This is a genomic window from Rhizobium sp. Root274 (assembly GCF_001429245.1).
Taxonomy (GTDB): Bacteria; Pseudomonadota; Alphaproteobacteria; order Rhizobiales; family Rhizobiaceae; genus Allorhizobium.
In genome coordinates this window covers 331,989-356,915 of sequence record NZ_LMJE01000007.1, presented here as the reverse complement: position 1 = coordinate 356,915, position 24,927 = coordinate 331,989, and the positions used below count along the sequence as shown (strand labels likewise).

Sequence of the window (24,927 nt, the reverse complement as noted above, 5' to 3'; positions counted from 1 at the left end):
CATCGACGGGCCGGGCGGTTGTGCCCGGCCTTCGTTTTTTCACCACACTAGACAGGAGTACACCATGTCCATCAAGCGTATCGAGCCGGGCAAGCGCATGAGCGGCGCCGTCGTTCACGGCAACACCGTCTATCTGGCCGGTCAGGTCGGCGAAGGCTCGTCGGTTACCGAGCAGTCGAAGTCGGCACTGGCCGAAGTCGACCGCCTGCTGGCCGCTGCCGGCTCTGACAAGTCGAAGATCCTGCAGACCATCATCTACCTCTCCGACATGTCGACCTTCGGCGAAATGAACGCCGTCTGGGAAGGCTGGATCGACCCGGCGAACCCGCCGGCCCGGGCGACGAGCGAAGCTGCTCTCGCGACCCCGGACTACAAGGTCGAGTTCATCGTGACCGCCGCTCTCTGATTTGTTAGACGCATCTCAAGACAAAGGCCGGGAGCGATCCCGGCCTTTGTTGTTTTTGCTGGTGTTTTCTGTGGGGTCACGGTTTGGCAGGTGCCCCCGACTTGCGTCTGTGGGAAAGCCTTTTGAACAGGCGTCCGTCGATGGAGAGCAAGCCGAGCGCGATCAGGCCCATGCCGGCAAAATGGTTGAATGCCAATCGTTCACCGAGGAACAGATAGCCGAGCAGAATAGCGCTGACGGGGATGAGCAGGGTTACGAGCGAACTGTTGATCGCTCCACCGACGGCCAGAATGTGGAAGAAGATGATGTAGGCGAGGGCGGTGGACAGAAGCCCGAGACCCAGAAGGGCGGCGAAGGTTGTCACGCCCGGTACCGGCAAATGCCAGGGCGCATCGGCCAGCGCCACCACGGGGATCATCATCAGCGTCGTCGCCGACACCTGGCCGAAGGCACTGGTGGCCGGCGAGATGCCCAAACGCCGGAAACGCCGCCCAAAGACGCTCGCGAACCCATAGGAGAGGGCGGCTCCGAGGCAGGCGAAAATCGGCAGGAGCGGTAGTCCTTCGGCCCTCATCGCATTGCCGGCCATCAGCGCCGCGACGCCAGTGAATCCAAGCACGATCCCCGCGAGTTTGTTGCGTGTCATGCCCTCGTCTGATGTCAGCATATGTGCCACGAGGATGGAGAAGATCGGCGTGGTCGCATTCAGGATCGAGGCGAGGCCGCTTGCGATCTGCGTCTGCCCCCAGAAGAGAAGCGTAAAGGGGATCAGATTATTGAGGAGACCCATGCCGAAAAAGGCTGTCCAGGTGGCGGCGTCCGTCGGGATGGGCTGGCGGCGCAGGCGCAGATAGACGAAGAGGGCCAGCGCCGCAATCGAGACGCGGGCCAAGACCACCGAGAGCGGCGGCACTTCGGACAGGGCGACTTTTGAAAAGAAGAATGAGCCTCCCCAGAGGACAGAAAGTGCGAGGAGAAGAGCCCAGTCGGTGAGGCCCATGGATTGGTTCTTCTGCATGTGGTGGTTCCAGAGTTGATCGGCTGGCCATGAGTGGCTGGCTGCACCGCGATTGGCTCGCCGGATTCGGACTCTGTCCTTTTTGGGCTGCAAATGCTGGTGTAGAATCCTCTCCATGAGCCTCGATACCCAACAATGTGAGCAAGCATGGCTTGCGCGTGATCCCCAGTTTGACGGCCGGTTCTTCATCGGCGTTCGAACGACAGGGATCTATTGCCGATGCGTCTGCCCGGTGCGCCAACCCTATCGCTGCAATATCGAATTCCTGCCGAGTGCGGCGGCGGCAGAATTGGCGGGCTATCGCCCATGTCTGCGCTGCCGTCCAGAAACAGCCCCGTTCAGCCCGGCCTGGAAGGGGAGTGCGGCCATCGTGGAGCGGGCGGCAAGACTGATCCGCGAGGAAGGAGCACTTGATGAGGCTCATGCGACCGTCGAACTGCTGGCCGCTCGCGTCGGCGTGGGTGGGCGGCACCTGACGCGGCTGTTTCAAAAACATCTCGGCGCGAGTCCCGTGCAGGTCGCGAAGACCGCGCGGGTACAGCGAGCCAAGCGCCTGCTGACCGGAACGGATATGCCAATCACCGAAATTGCGCTGCAAGCGGGCTTCGGTAGCGTTAGGCGGTTCAATGCGGTGTTTCAGGAGGTGTATCGACGGCCGCCAACTGCGATTAAACGCAGCCTGTCGGCGCGGCAGCCCTGACGTGGGCGTTGCGCTGCATCCTTGTCTGGTCACGACAGAACGGCCGCGAGCGATCGCGGCTGTTCTGTTTTGATTCAAGCGACTGTCAGGCTTTGTTGCGAATTTGAGTCAAGGTGCGGGTCGGAGTAATCGCTTCCGGATCGAGCTTGATCTCGATGATCGTCGGCTTGCCGGAGGCGCGCGCGCGCAGGAAGGCGGGGGCGAAGTCTTCCGTCTTATCGACCGTCTCGCCGTGGCCGCCATAGGCCTTTGCGAGCGCTGCGAAATCGGGGTTGGTCAGGTCGGTGGCGCTGACGCGGCCCGGATATTCGCGCTCCTGGTGCATGCGGATCGTGCCGTACATGCCGTTGTTGATCACCAGCGTGATGATCGGCAGATTGTAGCGGATGGCTGTCGCGAATTCCTGGCCATGCATCATGAAGCAGCCGTCACCGGCAAAGCAGATGACCTCACGCTGCGGGAACAACTGCTTGGCAGCGACGGCGGCCGGCAGGCCATAGCCCATCGAGCCGGAGGTCGGGGCGGCCTGGGTGTTGAAGGCCTGGAAGCGATGGAAGCGGTGCAGCCAGGTGGCATAGTTGCCGGCGCCATTGGTGAAGATCGCATCCTTCGGCGTGTTTGCCTCGATCCATTCCATGATCGGCCCCATCTGCACAGCACCTGGGCCCGCCTTGGGCGGTGTCGACCAGGCGAGATAGGCGGCGTGCATGGTGTCGGTGCGCTCTGCCCATACAGGTGCGGCGGGGGCATCGAGGGAGGCGAGCGCTGAGACGAACTCTTCCGGTGCCGCACAGATGGCCAGATCGGCGCGGTAGACGCGGCCGAGTTCAGACGGATCCGAATGGATGTGAACCAGCTTCTGGGCCGGGTAGGGGATGTCCATCAGCGTGTAGGACGAGGAGGGCATTTCGGAGAAGCGGCCACCGAGCAGGATCAGCAGATCGGCTTCCTTGACTTCCTTGGCGAGCGCCGGGTTGATGCCGATGCCGACATCGCCAGCGTAGGACGGATGCATGTGATCAAAGAGCATCTGGCGGCGGAAGGAGCAGCCGACCGGCAGCTTAAACTTTTCGGCAAAGGCCTGGATGCCGGCAACCGAAGTTTCGCTCCAGCGGGTGCCGCCAAGGACGACCATGGGCCGCTTGGCACTCTTCAGCAGTTCGCCGAGGGCGTCGATCTGGCTCGGGCCGGGATGGGCTTCTACCTGAGTGTAGGGCTTCGCTTCCGGGGCTTCGACTTCATCGAGCAGCATATCCTCCGGCAGCGTCAGCACGACCGGGCCGGGGCGGCCCGAGGTGGCGACGGCAAAGGCGCGGGTGACGAATTCCGGGATGCGGCTGGCGTCGTCGATCTCACCGACCCATTTCGCGAATTCCGTGAAGGCGCGACGGTATTCGACTTCCTGGAAGGCTTCGCGCTCCTTCATGTCACGGCCAATCTGGCCGATGAACAGGATCACCGGAATCGAATCCTGCTTGGCAATATGCAGACCGGCCGAAGCGTTGGTCGCGCCGGGGCCGCGAGTCACCATGCAGATGCCGGGCTTGCCGGTGAGGCGGCCCCAGGCATCGGCCATCATTGCAGCCCCGCCTTCCTGGCGGCAGACCAGCGTCTCTATGCCGCTGTCCTTCAACGCATCGAGCACGGCGAGATAGCTTTCGCCGGGAACACAGGAGACGCGCTCGACACCGTTTGCCTTCAGCGCCTCGACGATCAGGGCTCCGCCGGTTCTCTTCATTTCGTCTTCCTTTCCAGCTCGGCCAGTTCGGCCAGAATTTCGTTTCCGTGTTCGCCGATGCGCGGGCTCGGGCGCTCGTAGCGCAAGGGGGTCTCGGAGAGCACGATCGGGGTGCGCACAGATGGGATCACGGTGCCCTTGTCGTCAGTCAGATCGATCTTCAGGCCGCGCGCCTGGACCTGGGGGTCGGCGAACATTTCCTCGATCGAGTTGATCGGCCCGGCCGGCACGGCATTGGCCTCGCAGGCGGAGAGCAAATCGCGCTTCTGCCATTTCACGGTTTCTGCGGTGACGACGCTGCGAACATCGACCTTGTTGGCGACTCGGGCCTTGTTGGTGGCGAAGCGTTCGTCCTCAGCGACTGCGGGAATGCCGAGGATGGTGCAGAGACGCTTGAACTGGCCGTCATTGCCGACCGCAAGGATCAGGTGACCGTCTGCTGTAGGCACCACTTCGTAGGGGCTGATATTCGGATGGGCATTGCCGAGGCGAACAGGCGGTTTGCCCGAGATCAGGTAGTTCATGTTCTGGTTGGCGAGCACGGCCGACATCACATCGAGCAGGGCCATGTCGACGAACTGGCCCTGGCCGGTCTTCATGACGTGGATAAGGGCTGCCTGGATGGCGGTCACGGCATAGATGCCGGTGAAGATGTCGGCGATGGCGACGCCCGCTTTCATCGGTTCGCCGTCCTTCTCGCCGGTGATCGACATGAAGCCGGACATGCCCTGGACGATGTAGTCGTAGCCGGCGAAATCGGCATAGGGGCCGTTCTGGCCGAAACCGGTGATCGAGCAATAGACGAGTTTCGGGTTGATCGCCTTCAGGCTTTCGTAATCGAGCCCGTATTTCTCCAGGCCGCCGCGCTTGAAGTTTTCGATGACGACGTCGGCAGAGGCGCAAAGGCGTCGGACAATTTCCTGGCCTTCTTCAGTCTTCAGGTCGACGGCGATGGAGCGTTTGTTGCGGTTGGTCGAATGGTAATAGGCGGCCGACAGGTTTTCACCGTCTGTACCCTCCACGAAGGGTGGTCCCCAGGCGCGGGTGTCATCGCCACCTTCGGGGTTCTCCACCTTGATCACGTCGGCGCCAAGATCCGCGAGCATCTGACCGGCCCAGGGACCGGCAAGAACGCGGGCAAGTTCGATCACCCGGATGCCGGATAGCGGTGGCTTTGCGGTCGGGCTGTCAGTCATGCGGTTCCCCTGCGGCAGGTGCCAGGCGACGCTTCTTGTCGGCTGTCATGAGTTTTCCTGCAATCGCACCAGTCTTAGCGCCGGTTCATGGCCTTCGCACTTGATTTTCTCTCATAGGGTCATTCCGTTTCGGCAAGCCGGGCAGGCACTTTATGCTGTGCTCCGATCCAGCCAGGACAGGAAGTCCGAGATCGCCTTTTCGCGACCGATCTCGTTCAGGGTCTCGTGACGCATCTCGTCGTAGATCGTCGTGGTGACCTGTGTCATGCCGGCATCCATCATGCGCCGTCCGAGCCAGCGGATCTCGCGTCCCTTGTTGGTGGCTGGGTCCTGACCGCCGCCGACGAGGTAGACGGGCAGGCCGGAGGGCAGGCGGGCGAGGTTTTCAGGTGATGCGCCGGCAAAGGTCAGGCGGAACAGGTCCTGCCAGAGCGAGACGCTGGCATCGAAGCCGCAGAGAGGGTCGGCGATATAGGTGTCGACCTCTGCCGGATCGCGCGAGAGCCAGTCGAAGGCGGTGCGGTGGCCGGGAATGGATCTGCCCCAGGCGCCGAAGGTGGCTTTCGGCAGGATAGCCGAGGGCACGTCCGAGCCTTTGAGCATTTTTTCGAGGGCGAGTACGCCCTGGGCGAAGCGACCGGCGGGGCCGGGATTGAAATTGGAGTTCCACACGGAGAGTGACTGGAAAGCCTGCGGATGGGTAGCGGCGGCATTGAGTGCGATCAGGCCTCCCATGGAATGGCCGAAGAGGGTTACGGGCAGGCCTGGGTGTCGCAGGATAGCGAGATCGCGCATGGCACGGACGTCGTTTATCACCTTGGCGACACCGTCACGGGCGGCAAACCGACCGATTTCTGTGTCCGGAGCGGTGGTTTCACCATGGCCGCGATGGTCGTGCACATAGACGTGGTAACCACGGGCGGACAGCGCCGTCGCGAAACCCTCGTAGCGGCGGGAATGTTCGGCAAGGCCGTGACAGACGATGACGATGCCGCGCGGGGTGCCGGTCGCTGCGAGGTGATGATAGGCAAGGCGGGCGCCGCTGGGCGCGTCGAGATAGCTGAGGTCCGTAAACATTCTTTCTCCATGGCGGGCATGTCGTCTGCGGTCTTATCTTGGCCCGCGACGTCTGCCGCCGCGCCTTTGACGCCCGGATCGTGCGCAATCCTGGGGCTTATAAACTTTTAGCGTTTCTCTGCTATCCCCCGAGATATGCCTGCCCTCTTGTTGGCGCCCCGTTGGATGGACATGCCAGATGCTGCAACGTAACACGATTCCGTCGACGCTAAGCCCCGTCGCTGTCAACGGAATGTGGCGGCTGGTCATGGTGGCCTGGCTCGTGTCTTTTGCCGTTGTCTTGTTCGATCTCGCTGACGGAGCGCTTTATCTCGGCGATACCGACGATGTGCTGCGGGCCTTGCAAATCAAAGAATTGCTGCGCAGCGGCGACTGGTTCGACCGGACGCTGCCCTTCATCTCGATGCCCGAGCCCTATGTATCGCCGTGGTCGCGGCTGGTTGACCTGCCTTATCTCGTCCTTGCTAAGGGGCTCTCCCTGGTTGTCGGTGACGAGGTGGGTCTCAAGGCGGCATTTCTTATCTGGCCGCCGGTCATGCTGGCCTTCTACTGCCTGCTCGTCGTCTCGATCGTCAAAGAGATGCTGCCCGAGGGTAGGGTGCTGGAGGCTCCGGTGCTGGTTGCCACGCTGCTGGCCATGGCGTTGTCGATCTGGGAGTTCTCACCCGGGCGCATCGATCACCATAATGTACAGCTGCTGGCCATCCTCTGCATATGCTGGGGTCTGATCCGGTGGACGCGTTGGAGCGCCATCGTCTCGGGTGTGGCTGTCGTCGTGTCGATAGCCGTGGGGCTTGAGCTCTTGCCGCTGGTCGCGGTGGTGTTGGCAGCTGTCTCTGGCAGTTGGTGTCTCCGGCGCTCGGGCAGTGCGGCCTTCTATGCTGCATTCGGTGTAACGATCATGATCTGTGCGCCACTTGCGGGCCTGTCGCTGATCGGGCTCAGGGGGATCGCAGCCACCGAATGCGACGCCTTTTCCGCGCCCTATATCGCTGGGCTGACGGGATATGGCGTGGTCACCGTGCTTGCGGCGGCTCTTTTGGCGCGATCGGCGCCCTGGCTTCGCACTGTCGTCCTGCTTCTCGCTGGCTCGGCTTGCGTGGTCTTGCTTGCATTCAGCTTTCCTCTCTGCCTCAGCGGTCCCTATCATATGGTCGACCCGCTCTCTCGTGCGCTCTGGCTGGAGCGGCTCGCGCAAGAGCATTCGATCCTGATCTATTTCGAGAAGGGATATTTTCCCCACCTCCTGACACTGGGGGTCTTGATGGCGGTGCTGGTGCTCGCTTCACCGGTTATCCGAGCCACATGGCAAAGTGGCAGATCCGGAACGCCCATCGTCTTTGCCGTTGCTATTGGCTCTCTGGTTCTCGCATTTCTTCAGACGCGCTACATCCGCTTCCCGATGGCGCTCATCCCGCTCTTCATTCCGGTGGCGCTGACTGCGGTCAACTATAGGCCAAGGTTTGCTGTGCAATCGCTTGTAGGATCTATAGCAATTCTTGCTGCTCTAGGCTGGACGCTGCACCTTGCCGTCCCGGTCAAACGAGGCAAGGTCACTCTGGCCGATTTCCTGTCTTATGCGGCATGCAAAGATGCAGATATGAGCGCGCTGAAGCAATTGGCGCCTGGCCGGGTGATGGCGCCCATGGCGGTAGGATTGGATCTTGCCCCCCACCTGCCTCCAGGTGTGGCGATCGCCGGAATTCCGTTTCATCGATCCTCGCCTGGCATGAGACGCATATTCGAGACTTTCGTGCAGGTTGATCTGCAGGACCGCCGCGAAGCCGCAGCCCCGTTCGATTATGTCGCGCTCTGCCGATTCGACGTGCCGGAGGAGTTTGCCGATGCCTTGCCGCTTGCGGCGCTTAGCAGGGGCGGGGACTGGCCTGGGCTGATCCGCCTCACCGAGCCGAAGAGCCAGTTGCAGGTCTTCAAAATCGACCATACCCGCTTTCAGTAGCGGCGAAAAAAAGCCGTCCGCTTTTGATCCAGGGGGCAATGTGCCGTTGCCCCCTCGCTGCAATTCGCCTACATAGCGGCAAATCCCATTCCCGCCGGAGCAAGACCCCATGGCACGCCAGTTCATCTATCACATGTCGGGACTGAACAAGTCCTACGGCGCCAAGAAGATCCTCGAGAACGTCAACCTGTCCTTCTACCCGGATGCCAAGATCGGTATTCTCGGCCCGAACGGTGCGGGTAAGTCGACGGTTCTGCGCATCATCGCGGGCAAGGACAAGGAATACACGGGCGAAGCCTGGCTCGCCGAAGGCGCGACCGTTGGCTACCTTGAGCAGGAGCCGCATCTCGATCCGGCCAAGACCGCTTTCGAAAACGTCATGGAAGGCATGGCCGACAAGCAGGCCGTGCTCGACCGCTACAACGAACTGATGATGAATTATTCCGACGAGACGGCGGAAGAGGGCGCAAAGCTCCAGGACATCATCGACAGCCAGAACCTGTGGGACCTGGAGCAGCAGGTCGAAATGGCGATGGAAGCTTTGCGCTGCCCGCCGAAGGATGCCGATGTCACGCTGCTGTCGGGTGGTGAGCGTCGCCGTATCGCACTCTGCCGCCTGCTCTTGTCGCAGCCGGATCTGCTGCTGCTCGACGAACCGACCAACCATCTTGACGCTGAAACGATCGCCTGGCTCGAAAAGCACCTGCGCGACTATCCTGGCGCCGTGATGATGATCACCCACGACCGCTACTTCCTCGACAATGTCACCGGCTGGATCCTCGAGCTCGACCGCGGACGTGGCATTCCCTACGAAGGCAACTATTCTGCCTACCTGCAGGCCAAGGCCAAGCGCATGCAGCAGGAAGCGCGTGACGAAGCCGGTCGCCAGAAGGCCCTGTCGCGTGAACAGGAGTGGATCGCGTCCAGCCCGAAGGCCCGTCAGGCGAAGTCCAAGGCCCGTATCAAGGCCTATGAACAGCTGGTGGATGCCGCCGAGAACATCCGTCCCGGCGATGCACAGATCATCATCCCGGTCTCCGAGCGTCTCGGCCAGGTGGTCATTGAGCTCGAAGGCATCAACAAGGGCTTTGAAGGCCGTACCCTGATCAACGACCTGTCGATCAAGCTGCCGCCGGGCGGCATTGTCGGCATCATCGGTCCGAACGGCGCTGGCAAGTCGACGCTGTTCAAGATGATCACGGGGCAGGAAAAGCCGGATGCCGGCACGATCCGCATCGGCGACACCGTGCATCTCGGTTATGTCGACCAGAGCCGCGATGCGCTGGACGGCAACAAGACCGTTTGGGAAGAAATCTCGGGCGGTGCGGAAATCATCAAGCTCGGTAAGTTCGACATGAACTCCCGTGCCTATTGCGGTGCCTTCAACTTCAAGGGCGGCGATCAGCAGCAGAAGGTCGGCAATCTCTCCGGTGGTCAGCGTAACCGCGTTCACCTTGCCAAGATGCTGAAGGCCGGCGGTAACGTGCTGCTGCTCGACGAACCGACCAACGACCTTGATACGGAAACGCTGGGCGCGCTTGAAAGTGCGCTCGAAGCCTTTGCCGGCTGCGCCATCATCATCAGCCACGATCGCATGTTCCTCGACCGTCTGGCCACCCACATCCTCGCCTTCGAAGGCGATGGCCATGTCGAATGGTTCGAGGGCAACTTCGAAGACTACGAACAGGATAAGATCCGCCGTCTGGGCCCGGATGCGCTCAACCCCGGTAGCCAGTCCTACAAGCGGCTGACGCGCTGATAGGCTCAGAGGCTTTTGCGCGCCGACAGAGTGAAGGGGCTGGCATGGTTGCCGGCCCTTTTCTGTTTGGTCGCCGGAACTGCGTTCATTCCCGCCGACCGCGACAATATTTTGACTTGCCTCACCCATAATAATCACATAAACATATCTTTATGTGATTATTATGGGTGAGGCTCCTGATGCAGTTTGGTGTCGACAATCTGGTGGATCTGCTGAAGGCGACCGGCGAGCCGACCCGTCTTCGCCTTCTGGCCTTGCTTGCAGCGGGCGATCTGACGGTGACCGATCTTACCGAAATCCTCGGACAGTCACAGCCCAGGATTTCTCGCCATCTGAAGCTGCTTGCCGAGGCCGAACTCATCGACCGCTATCAGGAGGGGGCCTGGGCCTATTTTCGGCTGAAGCAGGAGGGCTCCGCCTCGTCTTTGATCCGCGTGCTGCTCGACGTGGCGGATGGGGGCGATCCCGTGCTGCTGCGCGACCGCGACCGTTTGGCGTCCGTCAAGCGGGCCCGTGCCGAGAAGGCGCAGGCGTATTTCAGTCGCAATGCGTCTGAATGGGACGAGCTGCGCCGCCTGCATGTCAATGATGCCGATGTGGAAGCCGCTTTGCTGGCGCTGGTGGGCGAAGAGCCGGTCGACAGTCTGCTCGATCTCGGCACCGGGACCGGCCGCATTCTGCAACTGCTCTCTGATCGCTATCGCCGGGCCGTCGGCGTCGATGCGAGCCGCGACATGCTCGCGGTTGCCCGCTCCAATCTCGACAAAGCAGGTATCCTGTCGGCCACTGTGCGCCATGGTGACATTCTCAACCTGCCGCTCGATGCCAGCGACTATGATCTGGTGACAGTCCATCAGGTGCTGCACTTCCTTGAAGAGCCGGAACTGGCGCTCGCCGAAGCTGCCCGCATGCTGCGACCAGGTGGGCGTCTCGCGATCATCGATCTTGCGCCGCACGATCTCGACTATCTGCGCAATGAACATGCGCATCTGCGTCTCGGCTTTTCCCATGCGGTCATGGCCGACTGGCTGACGCGGCATGGGCTGGCGGTGGAACAGGTCGTTGACCTGCCGCCGCAAAGGGCAGCGGCGCGCGGACTGACCGTCACCATCTGGCTGGCACGCCGCGAAAGTGCCGACGCTGCCCAGCCGCTCGTTGAACCTCTTGCCCGGACGGGGAGCCGATAATGGCCCAGACAGCGCGACCCAATCCTGCCGACCTCAAGGTCTCCTTCGAGTTCTTTCCGCCCAAGTCGCCTGACATGGCCGACCAGTTGTGGCAGACCGTCAAGGCGCTCGAACCCTTCCAGCCTGACTTTGTCTCCGTTACCTATGGGGCAGGGGGCACGACACGCGAGCCGACGCTGGAGACCGTTGGACGGCTGATTAAGGACACCTCGCTTGCGACGGCTGCCCATCTCACCTGCGTGGCTGCGAGCCGCGACGAGGTTCGCCAAGTGGTGGATGAATTCAAGGCGCGGGGTGTGAAGCACTTCGTGGCTCTGAGGGGCGATCCACAGGGTGGGGTCGGCACGCGCTACACGCCGCATCCTGAGGGTTTCGAGAACGCGGCCGATCTGGTTCGCGGCCTGAGAGACATGGGCGAGTTCGAAATCTCCGTCTCGGCCTATCCCGAGAAACATCCGGAAAGCGCCAACGACGCAGCCGACATCGAGATGCTGAAGCGGAAAGTGGATGCCGGTGCGACGCGGGCGCTGACGCAGTTCTTCTTCGACAACGACCTGTTCGAGCAATATCTCAACCGGGTCCGCTCTGCCGGCATTACGATCCCGGTCGTGCCCGGGATCATGCCAATCCAGAACCTGGCGCAGCTCAAACGGTTCGCCTCGATGTGCGGCGCAAGTGTGCCCGAGAGGCTGGACCAGCGCTTTGAGGGAACGGACGGCGATGCGCAAGCGCGTGCAGAAGTGGCCGCCGATGTGGCCGCCGAGCAGATCGCGGATCTGGCGAAGCGCGGTATCGAGGAGTTTCATCTCTACACGATGAACCGTGCACCGCTGACCATCGCCACGCTGGAACGCGTCGGCCTCGCGCCGAAGTCGCGGCGGAACGTCTCGGGCGCTGCTGCCTGATTCACGATACCCGATTATGATAAAGGCGCGTGACATATGCTGTCACGCGCCTTTCTAATTGGTTTGAAGCATTGCTGCTGGAGAGGCCTCAGCCGGCCGTCTCATGGCGGGTGGTCCGTCTGATCTGCGATCAGATGAACAGCATCGTGGCTATGAAAACAAACGCCGCACCGACGATCAGGACATTAAGCGAATTGGTCAGTCCCATTGTGTGCCTCCTTGCGTTGACCGTTAGATATTATGTCCGATTTGTGTCAGCGGAAAGCGGAATCTGTGCTGCGCTGCCGCATGAATCGGTGGACAAGGTCACGCCTGTTTCTAAAACGTTTTTTATTTCAATCGGTTCCGATGCTCTCCCCAAATATTAATGGAGGTTAATTACGGTGAGCCTAGAGGGCGGTTTGCGGCGCTTACGGACCATCACCTTGTCGCAAAATCGCCGGCCGCTATCTCCAGGGTTCCAACCTTGGAACAAATGCTGCGACACAAAAAAACCGGGACTTGGCGTCCCGGCTTTCGAATTCGGCATGATCTGAGGTCTCGTTTCAGAGCGCGTTGAGGAGGGCGGATGTCGCCCAGCCATCGGCCGGCAACCCAAGGCGCTGCTGCTCCTTCTGGACGGCCACGCGCGTGCCCGAACCGAGGATGCCGTCGATCTTGCCGACGTCGTAACCGAGCGCTTCCAACTTGGTCTGCAGCATCTTCATCTCATCGACATTGAGGCCCGGCTCCGGGTTGCCCTTCTGATAAGGCGGGGCGCCCGACAGACGGGTGGCGAAATAGGCGGCCGAGGTCGTGTAGATGAAGGACTGGTTCCATTCGAGATAGATGTTGAAATTGGGATAGGTGATGAAGGCCGGGCCCTTGCGCCCCTGCGGCAGGACAAGCGAGGCGGGGAGGGCTGCAAAGCCGGTGTTACCATCGCGCGGGGTGACGCCGAGCTTGAACCAGTCGCCGGCAGTGAGCGTGCCGCCGAGGCCCGACTTCTCGAAGGGCAGGCTCTCGGGGATGGACACTTCCTGGATCCAGGGTTCGCCCTGCTTGAAGCCGAGATGCTGAATGAACTTCGCGGCGGTCAGGATGGCATCCGGGCTGCTCGTCTTGACGTTGATATGTCCGTCGCCGTCGCCGTCCACGCCGAATTCGATGATGTCCTTGGGGAGCATCTGCACCTGGCCAATTTCACCGGCCCAGGCGCCGGTATTGGTCGCGGGGTCGAGGTCGGCGTGCTGGACCATCTTGATGAGCGCCAGCAATTGCGGCCTGAACAGTTCGGGCCGGCGGCAGTCATGGGAGAGGGTGACGAGGGCATTGCGGGTGTTGAAGTCGCCCTGTACTGCGCCAAAATCGGTTTCCATCGCCCAGAAGGCGGTGATGACACCGGCCGGGACACCGTATTCCTGCTCGGCGCGGGCGAAGGTATCGGCATATTCGGTCATCTTCTGGCGACCGATGTCGAGGCGGGCCTGGGAGACGGTGCGCTGGGAGAATTCGAGGAAGGTCTGGCGGAAGACACCCTGGGAGCGGTCACGGGCTAGCACCTTCTCGTCGATCCGGGCGCCGGCCAGCGCCTTCTCCACCACGTCGGACGGGGTTCCGGCTGCAAGGGATTCCTGGCGAACGCCATCAAGGAAGGCGCCGAGATCGCCACCACATTGCTGCGCGAAGGATAAACTGGTCGAGGTGAGCAGCACGGCGAGGGGTAGGCTGAGGCGGGTGGCGAGCTTCATCAATCGGTCCTTTGGATATGACTTGGGAGGTCGGCGCGACACTGGCCGGACATGACGACGGTTCTGTGGCGCCGCCGACCAGACTTGACCAATCCCGCGTCTTTACCAGCTAGCCGGCAGGCGGATTGATCACTTGGAAACGGCAGCGACCCAGTTATGCCAATTCTTCTCTGTTCCGGCAAAGACATTGATGTCGGTCCCGCCCCGGATGCCGGGGATGACGCCGGTCGAGGTATATTGCCAGAAGGCCCAGCGCCGCTCCGAATAGATCTCGCTGGGGTGCTGGGCAACGGCGCGGACCCAGAAGTGATAGTCCTCGAAGGCGCCGGCGAGATTGTCGCGGTGAAAATCGACCGAGGTGTAGATGATCGGGCGCTTGCCGTAATAGGCTTCGAGCCGGTCCATGAAGCGCTTCATTTCGCTGCGCACCGTTGCCGCATCCGGTCGGGTGCGACAGGTCTTCGACGAGGGGTTCCATTCCGCATCGAGCACCGGCGGGAGCTGGATCGCCTCGCGCGGAACGTTTGCAATGAACCAGTCTGCCTGTTGGTCGGCCGTCGAGCAGAAATAGTAAAAGTGATAGGGCGCATAGGCGAGGCCGGCGGCGCGGGCGCCCTGCCAGTATTCGTTGAAGCGCGGGTCGACACGATCACCGCCTTCGGTCGCCTTGATGAAGACGAAGGAGACGCCGGAGCGGCGAACCTGGCTCCAGTCGATATCGCCGTTCCACTTCGACACGTCGATGCCGTGTACCTGATGGCGATGGGGCGTCTTTGCACCGAAATCCTGGGGGTCGGTGTCGTGGAAACGGGGCGAGACAGAGGCCGTCTCCATCAGGTCATAGCTGCCCGATGTGCAGCCGGCAAAGAGCAGGCAAATGGGCAAGAGTGCCGTCGAAAGCCACCGCATCGGTCATCCATGGGTCCGGAACTGAAAATCTCGCGGCCAGACAGACGGGTGAGGGCGGTCCGAAGGCGTTGAGATCCCATTTCCCCCCATCATGGTTAAAACGGGGTTACATGCAATCCGTCTGATGCAGTGATTTTTTCGCAGGGTCGCATCCCTCCGCGCCCAAGCACGGCATGCCAGGCATAGCCGCGCCAGAGGGGCTCGAAGGTGAGACGGGTTCCCGTTCTCATCGCCTGCCCCTCCAGCACGTCCCTGAGGTCTCCCCGGGGCGTCACATGAAAACGGGCAAGCCATGCCTGCAACCCGGCATGGGCAAAACTTGGCAGCCGCTCCTGCTGGCCGAAATCGACGATGTGCAGAGAGCCTGATGGCGACAGGGCCGCAAGCGCCCGGTCGATTGCGGCCTGCCAGTCGGGGATCATCGACAGGGCATAGGAGATCATTACCCGATCGAAACCCGCAATGCCAAAATCCTCTGGCGCAAACCGGGAGGCGTCGGCGACACGCAAAACCGGCTGGTCGCTTTCCCTGCGGAAGGTGTGACGGGCCGATGCCAGCATTTCGGCGGAGATATCCAGTCCATGCAGCCGGGCGGTCGGATAATGCCGCCGGGCTGCCAGGAGATTGCGGCCGGTGCCGCAACCGACTTCGAGCAGCGTGCCGTCCTGGGGTAGATCGAGCTCGGTAATCATCCGGTCGCGGCCGAGAAGATAGTATTTGCGTGTGAGGTCGTAGATGTGCCGCTGATAGCGGTACATGGCGTCCATGCGTTCCGCGTGACCAGAGCCGTCCGTCATGCCTGTTTCGGCGCTCATGCGGGACGCTTCTCGTAGATGTGGAAGCCACCGTAGATCGCCGAGCGGTCGCGCTTGTCGAGACGTGCGGACTGATCGGCAAGGTAGGACCACTGCGCAATCAGGCTGTCTGAGAGCTTTCCATCGAGCACGCTCACCTCCGCCGCCGTGCGGAAGATGACGCGCGCGCCGGGGGCTGCGGTGCGGGTGATCTCGGTCCAGAGTTCGTTCAACTGCTGTGGCGTCATCCAGTCCTGCGCGTCGAGCAGGACGAAGCGGTCGAGACTGGCGGCCGGCTTTTCCCGCAGCAGTTCGGTGAAGCCGGCATGGTGGACGGTGACGCGGTTCGTACAGTCGCTTATCGCTTCGAAATGCTGCGGCTGAAGATAGGTTGGCATTTGCCCTTCGCCGGCGCGCGGGTAGCGGCGCGCGAAGGCCTGCCAGGCGAAGGGATTGTCTTTCAGCGGAAAATAGCAGGCGAGCTTTTCGAGCCGGTGGCGCAGGATCGGCGCGATCGTGCCACTGTCTGACAGGCCAGCCAGCTCGTCATATTGCTGCGGCGGGATGCCGAGGCCGAAGAGCGAACTCTTGCGCGCCGTCAGCCAGCGGATGAGGGGCCGGTCGAAGAGTGGCGCGATCTGCGTGTCGAAGATGTGGCGCTGCTGGCGCAGGGATTTGGCCTTCACCATCTCTTCGAGCCTGACGCCATGCAGGCGGGCAAGCAGGTGGCCGATCCCGATGAAGCGACCGAGCAGTCCGGTGCGGTAGATATTGCGGCTGAAGACGCTGACGCGGCGGCGACCGCTGAGGCTGCGTCGCTGCCAGTAGCGACGGGAAGTCTCGTCGAGATGACGTGCAATATGGTGGTCGAAGACAGAGAGATTGCCTTTCTCGCCTTCTGTCCCGAGAAAACGCAGGACCGCGGCATGATCCGGCAAGTGGCGGAAGGCTGCAAGCTTCAGCCGGTTGAGCGCGACATGGTTGGGGTTGAGATCGACGACGTCGATGGTAGCAGGGCGGCAGCTCAGATAGGCCAGCATATTGCAGCCGCCGGACCCGATGGTGACGAGGCGGTGGCCTTCGGCAAGCTCCATCGCCTCCATGTCGACCTCGGGGTCTTCCCAGATCTGGGCATAGACGAGGCCCGAGAAGAGAAGGCCGAAGAGGCGTTCCGAGAGGCCTGCGGCCGACATCGGTGCGTGCTGCAGCAGCGCGTCCTTCAGTTTCTTGTTCTGGTGAAACCCGGCATCCGGTGCAAGCTCTGTCATGTCGATCCGCCATCACTTGAGGGTTGATGGCGTGTAGCTGGCCGGTGCTACAGTTTGATGACGCGGTTCGGACGTTGCCGGCTAACGGAATCTAAAGGCTTTTAAATCAAATTATCCCCATATCATTTGGGTGTTTTAACATGATGTTAATGAAGACGCCTCCGGGCCGGATTGTCCGATATTCCGTTGCCGGGTTTTTTGCCGGCGCCATTGCACCGGCCATTTCCGCTCTTCCTCTCCTTTGGTCGGACCTGGCCGACGGGGAGGTCTTCGACATTCTGTCGTCCTGGCCCCATCTCATTCTGGCAGGGCTTCCCATCGCCGGTGCCCTGCTTGCCGGGAATTTCGGCTATTTCGAACAGAGACTCCGCGGCCAGATCAGCGAGCTGGAACACGGGCGAAGCGATGACCTGCTGTTGGCCTGTCGGGATCCCCTGACGGGGCTTGGCAATCGCGTTGCGCTGCAGGACAGTCTGCGATCGATCCTCGGTTCTGAGAAGCGCAGCGATCATGCGCTGTTGCTGATCGATATCGACCGGTTCAAATTCGTCAACGACACCATGGGGCAAGACGCGGGCGATCATCTGCTCGTCCAGGTGTCACGCCGTCTTCGCCGAGCGGTTGGCGAAGATGCGCTCATCTTCCGGCTCGGTGGCGACGAGTTCGCCGTCATCCTGCCCAAGGCCTCGTCGAAAGCCATTGCCGAATTCTTCTGCCTGGAGATCGAAGGCAGCCTGTCGCAAGCGTTTCAGCTGCAACAGAAGCGGGTCTTTGCCGGCGTCAGCATCGGGGCGACGCTTCTGCTGGCGTCCGATGATGACCTTTCGCTTGTCATCAAGCGCGCCAATCTGGCGCTCGACCGTGCCAAACAGCGATTCGGCGCGAGCCATGCCTTTTACGACCAGGCTTTGGCGCAAGAGGCGATCGAGACGCTGGAGCTTGAGCGTGATCTGGCCCAGGCTCTGAGCGAGGGCGAGTTCTATCTGGAATACCAGCCCATCGTGGGCGTGAAGAACGGCCAGGTTCGCTCATTGGAAGCGTTGTTGCGCTGGCAGCATCCGACGCGCGGCCTGGTCGCGCCGGACGTCTTCATTCCGATTGCCGAGCGGATCGGTATCATCCTCGATATCGGCCGCTGGGTGGTTCAGCAAGCCTGCCAGGAGGCTGCACGCTGGCCGGCACCAACGGGTGTCAGTGTCAATGTCTCCGGCGATCAGTTCAAGGATCCGGGCTTCGTCGCCCATGTGTTCGACAGTCTCGCCGAGGCGGGCCTTTCGCCGGAGCGGTTGACGGTGGAAGTGACGGAATCGGTCTTTTCGGTCGAGCTCGAACTCGTCTGCCGTAGCCTGGCGCAGTTGCGCTCGGGTGGGGTGCGCATCGCACTCGATGATTTCGGCACCGGTTTTGCCTCGATCCATCACCTGAGGAAGTTTCCGCTGGACGAGTTGAAGATCGACCGGTCCTTTGCCCAGCAGATGGTCGAGACGAGCCAGGGCGCTATGCTCGTCGACCTCATGCACAAGCTGTCCGAGACTTTCCAGGTGAAGACGACGATCGAAGGCATCGAAACCGCGCGGCAGCTGGAATTCGTCAGGGTGCTCGGGATCGGTGAGGCGCAGGGCTTCCTGTTCTCGCGGCCATTCGGCGCCGGTGAGGTGCTCGGCTATCTGCAGTCGCGTCTGGGTGCCGGTACGTCTGCGCTGCCCGTCCACTGAGTTCTCTCTCTTTCAAGCGGGGACAGAGGCGGGCATTGCCGCCGGTCCTCTTTCGCCTGTCATGATTTCCTGATTGCATGGCCGCAACTGCGGAGGAAAACATGCGTCTCCTGTCAAAACTGTTGCTCGCTATCGGGGCTGCTCTCGCCATCCTGGTCCTGGGTGGATGCGTGTGGCTGTGGCTGGTGCCGCCTGACCTGTTGAGAGTGGGGACGGGCTATGCGGCCAAAATCGTCTGTTCGAACGTCTTCCTCGCCGGGCGCGATGCCGATGACGTGCTTGCGGATGACGTTCAGGCACCGGGACATCCGCTGTTGAAACTTTTCGGTGTCGAGGTGGACATGGATCGGCGGCTGGTCAAGGCTGAGCTCGCCGGCTTTATCGCGCCGTCCGTTTCCGTCTATCGCGACGGACTCGGCTGTGCCTCGGTGCCGGATGGCGACATTGCCTCGGCGCAAGGCATTTCGGCCCCGGTTTCCGAAGCCGTTCCTTCTGATGACACTGTGTCCTGGCCTGGGGGGGAGCGTATCGATGCGGCGGATCCGCGTCTGTCGACGGTGCTGCAGGACCAGGCCCTGCTGGGTTCCGCCTATCGTGCCGTGGTCGTGGTCAAAGATGGGCGCATCGTCGGGGAGAGCTATGGCGCCGGGTTCAACGCCCAGACGCCTCTGCTCGGCTGGTCGATGGCCAAAAGCGTCAATGCAGTGCTTGCCGGCAGGGTGGCGGCCGATCAGGCTGTGGATCTCGATATCGACGGCCTGTTTCCCGAGTGGGCTGCCGACACCAGAGCGCAGATCCGGCTATCCGATCTCTTGGCCATGCAAAGCGGACTCGATTTCAACGAAGATTATGGCGACGTCACCGACGTGACGCGCATGCTCTATCTGCAGTCTGACATGGCAGCCTATGCGCTCTCGCTGCCGGCCGCGGTTGAGCGCGGGACGCGGTTCACCTATTCCTCCGGCGAGGCGGTTTTGATTTCGCAATGGTGGATGTCGCGCTTCTCCGATCCCAAGCAGGCGCTCGCCTATCCCCGCAAGGCGCTGTTCGACCCGATCGGCATGCGCAGCGCCGTGCTTGAGGCGGACGCGCATGGGACTCTGGTCGGGAGTTCGTATTTGTACGCGACCGCGCGGGATTGGGCCAGGTTCGGATTGTTGCTGGCACAAGGCGGCGTCTGGGACGGCAAGGCCATTGTCCCCTCCGATTTCGTGACCCGTATGATGACGCCGACAACGGCTTCCGGCGGTGTTTATGGCGGGGCGCAGGCCTGGCGGCAGGGGCCGGGGGACGACGCGGACGCGCATTACGGTCTTCCGGCGGATGTCCTGTGGCTGCTTGGCCATGACGGACAGTCCGTGGCCGTCATTCCTTCCGAAAATCTGGTCGTGGTGCGGATGGGGCTGACGCCGAGCCGTGGTGGTTATCGACCGCAGCGACTGGTTGCCGCGATCCGTGACGCCCTGAAGTGATCGGTGTAAGAGGCAGGCTTTACTGCGTCAGATGCAGCAGGCCCCGGCGCTTGGCATCATAATAATAACCGCGGGCGTAGAGACGGACGGCGCCGTCGTGGTCATTGTCGGCGACGAGCCAGGCGCCTTTCAGGTATTTGACCGCGTATTTGATGTTGGTTTCCGCGTCGAACAGGCCCTCGGCGGGACCGTCGTAGCCCATGGCCTTGGCCGTGTTGTAGCGGATCTGCATCAGCCCGTAATTGCCACGGCTATAGGCCGAGGGATTGTAGCGGCTTTCGCGACGCACGACGCGGTGGACCAGTTCTTCCGGCACCTCGTAGATCTTGGCGTATTTCTTGATCAGCGCATTGAGGCGCGTCGGGCCAACCATCTCCGGCTGCGGTGCTGCCTCAAAGGCATCCGGATCGCCGGGAGGCGAAATGTCGAAGGGGTCGCCGAAGCTGGTGAGGGCCGTCGCACGAAGCGGTGCGGCATAGGCCAGTACCACGGGGGCAGGGGAGGCTGCCGTCGATGTCGGTTGCTGCAGGGCTTGTGCCGATGCCGGGGCCGCAAGCGTTGCCTCCATGGGTGCTGCTGCTGCGGTCAAGGCTTGCTGTGCGGGCACGCCGGGTGGCGTGGTGACCAAGGTCAGCGCCTGGGTGGCGGCGGTCTGAGGAGCCGTGGCCGAAAGAGCGGATTCCTTGAGGGCGGGGATCGGGGCTGCGGTCTCTGTGCCGGGGATTATCGGGGCGGGTCCGGGATTGGCGGCGGCCAGTTCGGCCTGGGTCATGGCCGCAGGGGCCGCGGATTGGCCTGCGACCTGTGCGGGCGTCTGCCCACTGGTTGCGGCTTCGGCTGCCTTGGCGGCCAGCATTTCTGGCGAATTCGGATTGGTCACCGGTGCTGCCGTGACATCCGCCTTCACGCTCTCATCGATCGCGGTGCATCCAGCCAGGCCTGACAGCACTGAAACAGCCAAGCAAAGGGCGATGCCGCGGTCTTTTCTGACGATCATGCCACTATCCGTCTACGAGAAGCAGGTAATCGATAGGCAAATCACCACCGATCAGATTTCCGTTTCTTAATCTATGCCCAGCATTGCGGCAAGCTTACGGAGCTGCCACGCCTTTCTGCAGCCTATGCGGCGATCTTTCGATAGCCCGCAGTGACCGTTCCGGCGGCGATCAGAACCGTGCCGCTGGCGCGCGTGATGCCCCGGCGTTTGGGGTGTTTCCTCAAGAATTCTCGTATCTTGCCAGCCGCGAGCGCATAGGCGAGGGTGGTTACGACTGAGAGGATTGCAAAGGTCGTCGCAAACTCCCAGGCATGCGGCAGGAAAGCCTCTCCTGCCGTCATGAATTGCGGCAGCAATGCGACAAGGAAGAGCGTGTTGCGGGTGTTGCGTATCGTTTCGCGACAGCAATGGGCGATGACTCGCAGCGGCTTTTCTTCCGGCAGATTGTCATTGTCGGCAATGAGGCCGCCGGCGACCGGTGCGCGCCAGGTGCGCACGGCGACATAGACGATAAAGGCACTGCCGAACCAAATGGCGTAGTCATAGGCGGCCGGTGGCATCTGCAGCATCAGCAAAAGGGCCGCAAGCGCGACCCCGATCGCCACCAGATTGCCGAGCGTGACGCCGGTTACCGTCGCGAAGGCCGTCTTCTTCCCATGCCCCAGGGCATACGCTATGACCAGCAGCGCAGAGCGACCGGGCACGGCCAACAACGCCACCGAGGCGACGGCAAAAACGATCCAGCTTGCATTGGACATGGCACTCACTCCTCACATGAGAGGAAGCCAGTTTTCTGAGCCCAGGTCAATTGATCGGACGATACTTCTGGCCGAGATAGTCCATCACTTCTTGGAACCAGGGTGACGACAGGTCGAAGGGCTTGCCGCCGCGGATGCGCGGGAACTCGATGGTGCGCAAGCGTCCGCCCTGATCCTCGTCGTGGCCGGTCACGCCGGAGACCTTGTTGAGGCCGCTTTCGACCGCGAGATCGACCATGCTCTGGATCAGGCGGAGGTCGTCGTAGTTGGCCGGGGCAGAGCGGGCATAGTAGCCGGACTTCTGCACCATGGAGCGGTCGGCATCGAGCAGCTTGGCGAAGTGCTTCTGGAACCAATTGCCGACATTGATCGTGTCGAGCTTCACATGGCCGAAGGCATCGCGCTTGATCTCTTCGCCGGCGGCCTCGCGTTCGGTGACGATCTCGTCCATGCAGGCGCCTTCGGAGACGAAGAGGGTAACGAAGCCGGTGCGGTCCATGATGTCCTTAAGGCGGGCTGCCTCGGCATGCATGTCGAAATGCGTTTCGGGCAGATAAAGCCCGTCGATGTTCTTCAGCTCCTGGTTCATCATGAAGCCGTCGACATATTCGTTGTTCTTCGTGCGCTGCATATAGGCGCGGGCGGTGGCGGCGGTCAGCCAGCCGCAATGGCGACCCATGACCTCGTGAATGACGAGCGTTCGCGGCGATGCGCTCTGCTCGTTCGAGACATGGTCGAAGAAACGCGCGCCGACTTCGGCCGCCGTCCAGGCGCCGAGCGTCTGCTTGATCGGGTAGACGTCGTTGTCGACCGTCTTCGGCATGCCGACGACCGTCAGGTTGTAGCCGTTGGCGCCGAGATAGGCGGCGAGATCGGCTGCCGTGGTGTTGGTGTCGTCGCCGCCGATGGTGTGGAGGATGGTGATGCCGTCAGCCGCGAGCCGTTCGGCCGCGACCCGCAAGGGGTTCTCGCCTTCCTTCACCAAGCCGCGCTTCACGCAGTCGGCTGTGTTGGTGAGCTTGACGCGGCTGTTGCCGATCGGCGAGCCGCCATAGCGATGCAGGACATGTGCCTTTTCCCGCATCTCACGGGTAATCTCGATCTTGTAGTCCATCAGCATGCCGCGAAAGCCGGACTTATAGGCGACCAGCTCGATTTCCGGAGCAATGTCGGTGTAGCGCTCGATGAGGCCGCCGACTGCGGAGGAAAGACAGGGGGCGAGGCCCCCGGCGGTCAACATCGCGACTTTCTGCTTGGCCATAAATCCTCCTAGGACAGGCGATCATCCGCCTGCATCTTCACGGTCGGGGCTAAAGGGATGCGACAGCGGCGCCGAGCTGTAAAGAAAAAAATGCAACGATTTCCGCAATTTCGCTGGCTTGTGCGGTAAAGTTTGGCGGAAGTGGAGTTTCAATCGTTTCAATTGCTGGCTCGCATGTCTGGGGGCTGTGGAAAAGGCAATGGCTCGTCGCGACGGTGTCCAAGATCGCCCCGGTTCAACAAAAGCAATTGGACATGAAGAAACTTTAATCCCGCCCAATGGGGCGATCTTCTTGCTTTTTGGCCCCATATTTGGTCAATCTCATTCATGATATTCGATTTCGCCTGCGAACAAATTTCGTCATTCTGGGACCGTTTGCTGGGTGCGATCGGTGAGGCGGCCGGCAATGTGATCGGCAGCATCGTGGAAGCGGTGCGCACTGCCTTCGAAGGAGACCCCGAGACGCGGCGCCGGGTCTCCTTCTCGGTTGCGATCATTGCGCTCTCCGCCAAGATGGCAAAGGCAGACGGCGTCGTCTCGAATGCTGAGGTCGAAGCCTTTCGCAAGATCTTCGAATTCCCGCCCGAGGAAGCGCGCAATGTGGCGCGGCTTTACAATCTCGCCCGTCAGGACGTGGCGGGTTTCGAGACCTACGCGAAGAACCTCGCCAGTATGTGCCGGACCTGCGACCAGTTTTGCCCGGTACTGGAAGACATCATCGATGCGCTCTTCCATATCGCCAAGGCCGATGGTCTGGTGCATGAGAAGGAACTCGCATTCCTGTCGCGGATCGCGGAGATCTTCTCGATCTCCGAAGAGCGCTTTGCCATGATCACGGAGCGGCACATCCATGTCGATGGCGACCCCTACGGCGTGCTCGGCGTGAAGCCATCGGATGATTTCGCGACGATCCGCAAGAAGTATCGCGCGCTAGCCGCCGAACATCATCCTGACCGGTTGCACGCACGCGGTATCCCGACGGAATTCCATAGCGTCGCCAACCATCGCATGGCCAAGTTCAACGCGGCCTATTCGGCGATCGAAAAGGCGCGCCGCGCGGCATGACGTCGTTTATTGCGGATTTCGTCGGCGCCGAGGTTTGCCCGTCGCCCAATCATGGCGAGCGGGTCGGCGTCGAGCGGCCGGATATTCTCCTTCTGCATTATACCGGCATGCCATCTGCCGAAGGCGCGCAGGCTTGGCTGTGCAATGTCGAGAGCCAGGTCTCCAGCCACTATCTGGTGCATGAGGACGGGCGCGTGGTGCAGATGGTGCCGGAGGCCAGGCGTGCCTGGCACGCGGGCAAAAGCGTCTGGCACGACGAGACGGACATCAATTCGCGCTCGATCGGCATCGAAATCGCCAATCCAGGTCATCCCGGTGGGCTGCCGGATTTCCCAGACCGGCAGATCGAAGCCCTGATCGAATTGTGTCGCGATTGCGTCGAACGGCATCAAATCCCGGCCGAACGGGTGCTGGCGCACTCCGATGTGGCTCCCATCCGCAAGGTTGATCCGGGTGAAAATTTCCCCTGGGGAAAGCTGGCTGCAGCAGGCGTCGGGCACTGGGTCGAGCCGTCCCCGATTGGCGGTGGGCGCTTCTTCCAGCGGGGTGACGCCGGCCAACCGGTCGAAGCGCTGCAGTCGATGCTCTCACTCTATGGGTATGGCATTGAGATTTCGGGCGAATATTGCCTGCGCACCGAGGGTGTGGTTGCGGCGTTCCAGCGGCATTTCCGACCCGCCAAGGTTGACGGTGTGGCCGATAGCTCGACCATTGAGACCCTGCACCGCCTGCTGACGCAGCTGCCGCGATACGCCTGAAACGGGGTTTCGGAACCACCTCCCGAGAGGCTCCGCGCGAACGCTTCGGCCGCAGTTTTGTTGCAGCGCCACACGATTTCCTTATTGCCGGGGTCTAAAGACCGGGCTGAACGCGACGGCGGCTCCATCAGGTGCCCGTCGCAAACATAAACACTGAAGGTCTGGAACGGGGAGCCCATGCAGGGCTCGCGACGCAAGGATTGCGTCCGCTTTGACGCGCGCCGGTTTCGACCTTTGTACGGAGACTGACCCTT

General features: G+C 61.7%; 22 protein-coding genes. 11 read left to right on the top strand and 11 right to left on the bottom strand.

Going from position 1 to position 24,927, the window contains the following annotated elements; genetic code table 11:
• The first annotated feature begins 64 nt into the window (after positions 1 to 64).
• Complete coding sequence (locus ASE36_RS10645) at positions 65 to 406, top strand: RidA family protein (protein WP_062279077.1); 342 nt, start codon at positions 65 to 67, stop codon at positions 404 to 406.
• A 76-nt stretch (positions 407 to 482) separates the two neighbouring features.
• Here the strand turns inward: ASE36_RS10645 and ASE36_RS10640 are convergent, their stop codons facing one another.
• The gene (locus ASE36_RS10640) at positions 483 to 1,424 is read right to left on the bottom strand and encodes a DMT family transporter (protein WP_062279074.1); all 942 of its coding nucleotides are present in this window, start codon (positions 1,422 to 1,424) and stop codon (positions 483 to 485) included.
• A gap of 115 nt (positions 1,425 to 1,539) precedes the next feature.
• On the opposite strand from ASE36_RS10640, the gene ASE36_RS10635 reads away from it, so the two are divergent.
• Positions 1,540 to 2,124 (top strand): bifunctional transcriptional activator/DNA repair enzyme AdaA, encoded by a 585-nt coding sequence (locus ASE36_RS10635; protein ID WP_062279071.1) that lies wholly within the window; start codon positions 1,540 to 1,542, stop codon positions 2,122 to 2,124.
• A gap of 85 nt (positions 2,125 to 2,209) precedes the next feature.
• Here the strand turns inward: ASE36_RS10635 and ASE36_RS10630 are convergent, their stop codons facing one another.
• From ASE36_RS10630 to ASE36_RS10620, 3 genes are all read right to left on the bottom strand, one after another.
• Entirely contained in the window at positions 2,210 to 3,862 is a 1,653-nt protein-coding gene (locus ASE36_RS10630; protein WP_062279069.1) for a thiamine pyrophosphate-binding protein, read from the bottom strand.
• Positions 3,859 to 5,058: a CaiB/BaiF CoA transferase family protein gene (locus tag ASE36_RS10625; protein ID WP_062279067.1), complete on the bottom strand. Its 1,200-nt coding sequence runs from the start codon at positions 5,056 to 5,058 to the stop codon at positions 3,859 to 3,861. The genes ASE36_RS10630 and ASE36_RS10625 overlap by 4 nt, the downstream gene beginning before the upstream one ends.
• Before the next feature lie 150 nt (positions 5,059 to 5,208).
• On the bottom strand, positions 5,209 to 6,135 hold the full coding sequence (locus ASE36_RS10620) for an alpha/beta fold hydrolase (RefSeq protein ID WP_062279065.1): 927 nt from the start codon (positions 6,133 to 6,135) through the stop codon (positions 5,209 to 5,211).
• Positions 6,136 to 6,313: 178 nt separating this feature from the next.
• Between ASE36_RS10620 and ASE36_RS10615 the strand changes: the two genes are divergently transcribed.
• From ASE36_RS10615 to ASE36_RS22585, 5 genes are all read left to right on the top strand, one after another.
• The gene (locus ASE36_RS10615) at positions 6,314 to 8,095 is read left to right on the top strand and encodes a hypothetical protein (RefSeq protein ID WP_156378633.1); all 1,782 of its coding nucleotides are present in this window, start codon (positions 6,314 to 6,316) and stop codon (positions 8,093 to 8,095) included.
• A gap of 109 nt (positions 8,096 to 8,204) precedes the next feature.
• Complete coding sequence (ettA, locus tag ASE36_RS10610) at positions 8,205 to 9,854, top strand: energy-dependent translational throttle protein EttA (protein ID WP_062279061.1); 1,650 nt, start codon at positions 8,205 to 8,207, stop codon at positions 9,852 to 9,854.
• A 179-nt stretch (positions 9,855 to 10,033) separates the two neighbouring features.
• Positions 10,034 to 11,041, top strand: coding sequence for an ArsR/SmtB family transcription factor (locus ASE36_RS10605; protein WP_062279059.1), 1,008 nt, complete (start codon positions 10,034 to 10,036; stop codon positions 11,039 to 11,041).
• Positions 11,041 to 11,946, top strand: coding sequence for a methylenetetrahydrofolate reductase [NAD(P)H] (gene metF, locus ASE36_RS10600; RefSeq protein ID WP_062279057.1), 906 nt, complete (start codon positions 11,041 to 11,043; stop codon positions 11,944 to 11,946). Before ASE36_RS10605 ends, metF begins: the two co-directional genes overlap by 1 nt.
• Positions 11,947 to 11,975: 29 nt before the next feature.
• Positions 11,976 to 12,314 carry a hypothetical protein gene (locus ASE36_RS22585; RefSeq protein WP_156378631.1) on the top strand — a complete coding sequence of 113 codons (339 nt, stop codon included), beginning with the start codon at positions 11,976 to 11,978 and terminating at the stop codon, positions 12,312 to 12,314.
• Between the two features lie 177 nt (positions 12,315 to 12,491).
• Here the strand turns inward: ASE36_RS22585 and ASE36_RS10595 are convergent, their stop codons facing one another.
• From ASE36_RS10595 to ASE36_RS10580, 4 genes are all read right to left on the bottom strand, one after another.
• Positions 12,492 to 13,676 (bottom strand): lytic murein transglycosylase, encoded by a 1,185-nt coding sequence (locus ASE36_RS10595; RefSeq protein ID WP_062279055.1) that lies wholly within the window; start codon positions 13,674 to 13,676, stop codon positions 12,492 to 12,494.
• A gap of 129 nt (positions 13,677 to 13,805) precedes the next feature.
• Positions 13,806 to 14,585 carry a GH25 family lysozyme gene (locus tag ASE36_RS10590; RefSeq protein WP_062279053.1) on the bottom strand — a complete coding sequence of 260 codons (780 nt, stop codon included), beginning with the start codon at positions 14,583 to 14,585 and terminating at the stop codon, positions 13,806 to 13,808.
• 95 nt (positions 14,586 to 14,680) lie between these two features.
• Positions 14,681 to 15,400, bottom strand: a complete 720-nt coding sequence (locus ASE36_RS10585; protein ID WP_082511008.1) for a class I SAM-dependent methyltransferase — start codon at positions 15,398 to 15,400, stop codon at positions 14,681 to 14,683.
• Positions 15,397 to 16,647 (bottom strand): DUF3419 family protein, encoded by a 1,251-nt coding sequence (locus ASE36_RS10580; RefSeq protein ID WP_062279051.1) that lies wholly within the window; start codon positions 16,645 to 16,647, stop codon positions 15,397 to 15,399. The genes ASE36_RS10585 and ASE36_RS10580 overlap by 4 nt, the downstream gene beginning before the upstream one ends.
• A 140-nt stretch (positions 16,648 to 16,787) precedes the next feature.
• On the opposite strand from ASE36_RS10580, the gene ASE36_RS10575 reads away from it, so the two are divergent.
• Both ASE36_RS10575 and ASE36_RS10570 read left to right on the top strand, forming a co-directional pair.
• Positions 16,788 to 18,362: a putative bifunctional diguanylate cyclase/phosphodiesterase gene (locus ASE36_RS10575; protein ID WP_082511006.1), complete on the top strand. Its 1,575-nt coding sequence runs from the start codon at positions 16,788 to 16,790 to the stop codon at positions 18,360 to 18,362.
• Positions 18,363 to 18,463: 101 nt separating this feature from the next.
• Entirely contained in the window at positions 18,464 to 19,834 is a 1,371-nt protein-coding gene (locus ASE36_RS10570) for a serine hydrolase domain-containing protein (protein ID WP_062281221.1), read from the top strand.
• Between the two features lie 19 nt (positions 19,835 to 19,853).
• Here ASE36_RS10570 and ASE36_RS10565 read toward each other — a convergent pair whose 3' ends face one another.
• From ASE36_RS10565 to ASE36_RS10555, 3 genes are all read right to left on the bottom strand, one after another.
• Entirely contained in the window at positions 19,854 to 20,831 is a 978-nt protein-coding gene (locus ASE36_RS10565) for a lytic transglycosylase domain-containing protein (RefSeq protein WP_062279045.1), read from the bottom strand.
• 122 nt (positions 20,832 to 20,953) lie between these two features.
• On the bottom strand, positions 20,954 to 21,589 hold the full coding sequence (locus tag ASE36_RS10560; protein ID WP_062279043.1) for a LysE family translocator: 636 nt from the start codon (positions 21,587 to 21,589) through the stop codon (positions 20,954 to 20,956).
• Between the two features lie 46 nt (positions 21,590 to 21,635).
• The gene (locus ASE36_RS10555) at positions 21,636 to 22,850 is read right to left on the bottom strand and encodes a pyrophosphate--fructose-6-phosphate 1-phosphotransferase (RefSeq protein ID WP_062279040.1); all 1,215 of its coding nucleotides are present in this window, start codon (positions 22,848 to 22,850) and stop codon (positions 21,636 to 21,638) included.
• Positions 22,851 to 23,177: 327 nt separating this feature from the next.
• On the opposite strand from ASE36_RS10555, the gene ASE36_RS10550 reads away from it, so the two are divergent.
• Together ASE36_RS10550 and ASE36_RS10545 are read left to right on the top strand one after the other, a co-directional pair.
• Positions 23,178 to 23,915, top strand: a complete 738-nt coding sequence (locus ASE36_RS10550) for a J domain-containing protein (RefSeq protein ID WP_062279037.1) — start codon at positions 23,178 to 23,180, stop codon at positions 23,913 to 23,915.
• Positions 23,912 to 24,673 carry an N-acetylmuramoyl-L-alanine amidase gene (locus ASE36_RS10545; RefSeq protein ID WP_062279034.1) on the top strand — a complete coding sequence of 254 codons (762 nt, stop codon included), beginning with the start codon at positions 23,912 to 23,914 and terminating at the stop codon, positions 24,671 to 24,673. Before ASE36_RS10550 ends, ASE36_RS10545 begins: the two co-directional genes overlap by 4 nt.
• Positions 24,674 to 24,927 lie beyond the last annotated feature (254 nt).

Coding starts and splice junctions, on each gene's coding strand:
- ASE36_RS10645 (WP_062279077.1), top strand. CDS start 65: ATGTCCATCAAGCGTATCGAGCCGGGCAAGCGCATGAGCGGCGCCGTC.
- ASE36_RS10640 (WP_062279074.1), bottom strand. CDS start 1,424: ATGCAGAAGAACCAATCCATGGGCCTCACCGACTGGGCTCTTCTCCTC.
- ASE36_RS10635 (WP_062279071.1), top strand. CDS start 1,540: ATGAGCCTCGATACCCAACAATGTGAGCAAGCATGGCTTGCGCGTGAT.
- ASE36_RS10630 (WP_062279069.1), bottom strand. CDS start 3,862: ATGAAGAGAACCGGCGGAGCCCTGATCGTCGAGGCGCTGAAGGCAAAC.
- ASE36_RS10625 (WP_062279067.1), bottom strand. CDS start 5,058: ATGACTGACAGCCCGACCGCAAAGCCACCGCTATCCGGCATCCGGGTG.
- ASE36_RS10620 (WP_062279065.1), bottom strand. CDS start 6,135: ATGTTTACGGACCTCAGCTATCTCGACGCGCCCAGCGGCGCCCGCCTT.
- ASE36_RS10615 (WP_156378633.1), top strand. CDS start 6,314: ATGCTGCAACGTAACACGATTCCGTCGACGCTAAGCCCCGTCGCTGTC.
- ettA (WP_062279061.1), top strand. CDS start 8,205: ATGGCACGCCAGTTCATCTATCACATGTCGGGACTGAACAAGTCCTAC.
- ASE36_RS10605 (WP_062279059.1), top strand. CDS start 10,034: ATGCAGTTTGGTGTCGACAATCTGGTGGATCTGCTGAAGGCGACCGGC.
- metF (WP_062279057.1), top strand. CDS start 11,041: ATGGCCCAGACAGCGCGACCCAATCCTGCCGACCTCAAGGTCTCCTTC.
- ASE36_RS10595 (WP_062279055.1), bottom strand. CDS start 13,676: ATGAAGCTCGCCACCCGCCTCAGCCTACCCCTCGCCGTGCTGCTCACC.
- ASE36_RS10590 (WP_062279053.1), bottom strand. CDS start 14,585: ATGCGGTGGCTTTCGACGGCACTCTTGCCCATTTGCCTGCTCTTTGCC.
- ASE36_RS10585 (WP_082511008.1), bottom strand. CDS start 15,400: ATGAGCGCCGAAACAGGCATGACGGACGGCTCTGGTCACGCGGAACGC.
- ASE36_RS10580 (WP_062279051.1), bottom strand. CDS start 16,647: ATGACAGAGCTTGCACCGGATGCCGGGTTTCACCAGAACAAGAAACTG.
- ASE36_RS10575 (WP_082511006.1), top strand. CDS start 16,788: ATGATGTTAATGAAGACGCCTCCGGGCCGGATTGTCCGATATTCCGTT.
- ASE36_RS10570 (WP_062281221.1), top strand. CDS start 18,464: ATGCGTCTCCTGTCAAAACTGTTGCTCGCTATCGGGGCTGCTCTCGCC.
- ASE36_RS10565 (WP_062279045.1), bottom strand. CDS start 20,831: ATGATCGTCAGAAAAGACCGCGGCATCGCCCTTTGCTTGGCTGTTTCA.
- ASE36_RS10560 (WP_062279043.1), bottom strand. CDS start 21,589: ATGTCCAATGCAAGCTGGATCGTTTTTGCCGTCGCCTCGGTGGCGTTG.
- ASE36_RS10555 (WP_062279040.1), bottom strand. CDS start 22,850: ATGGCCAAGCAGAAAGTCGCGATGTTGACCGCCGGGGGCCTCGCCCCC.
- ASE36_RS10550 (WP_062279037.1), top strand. CDS start 23,178: ATGATATTCGATTTCGCCTGCGAACAAATTTCGTCATTCTGGGACCGT.
- ASE36_RS10545 (WP_062279034.1), top strand. CDS start 23,912: ATGACGTCGTTTATTGCGGATTTCGTCGGCGCCGAGGTTTGCCCGTCG.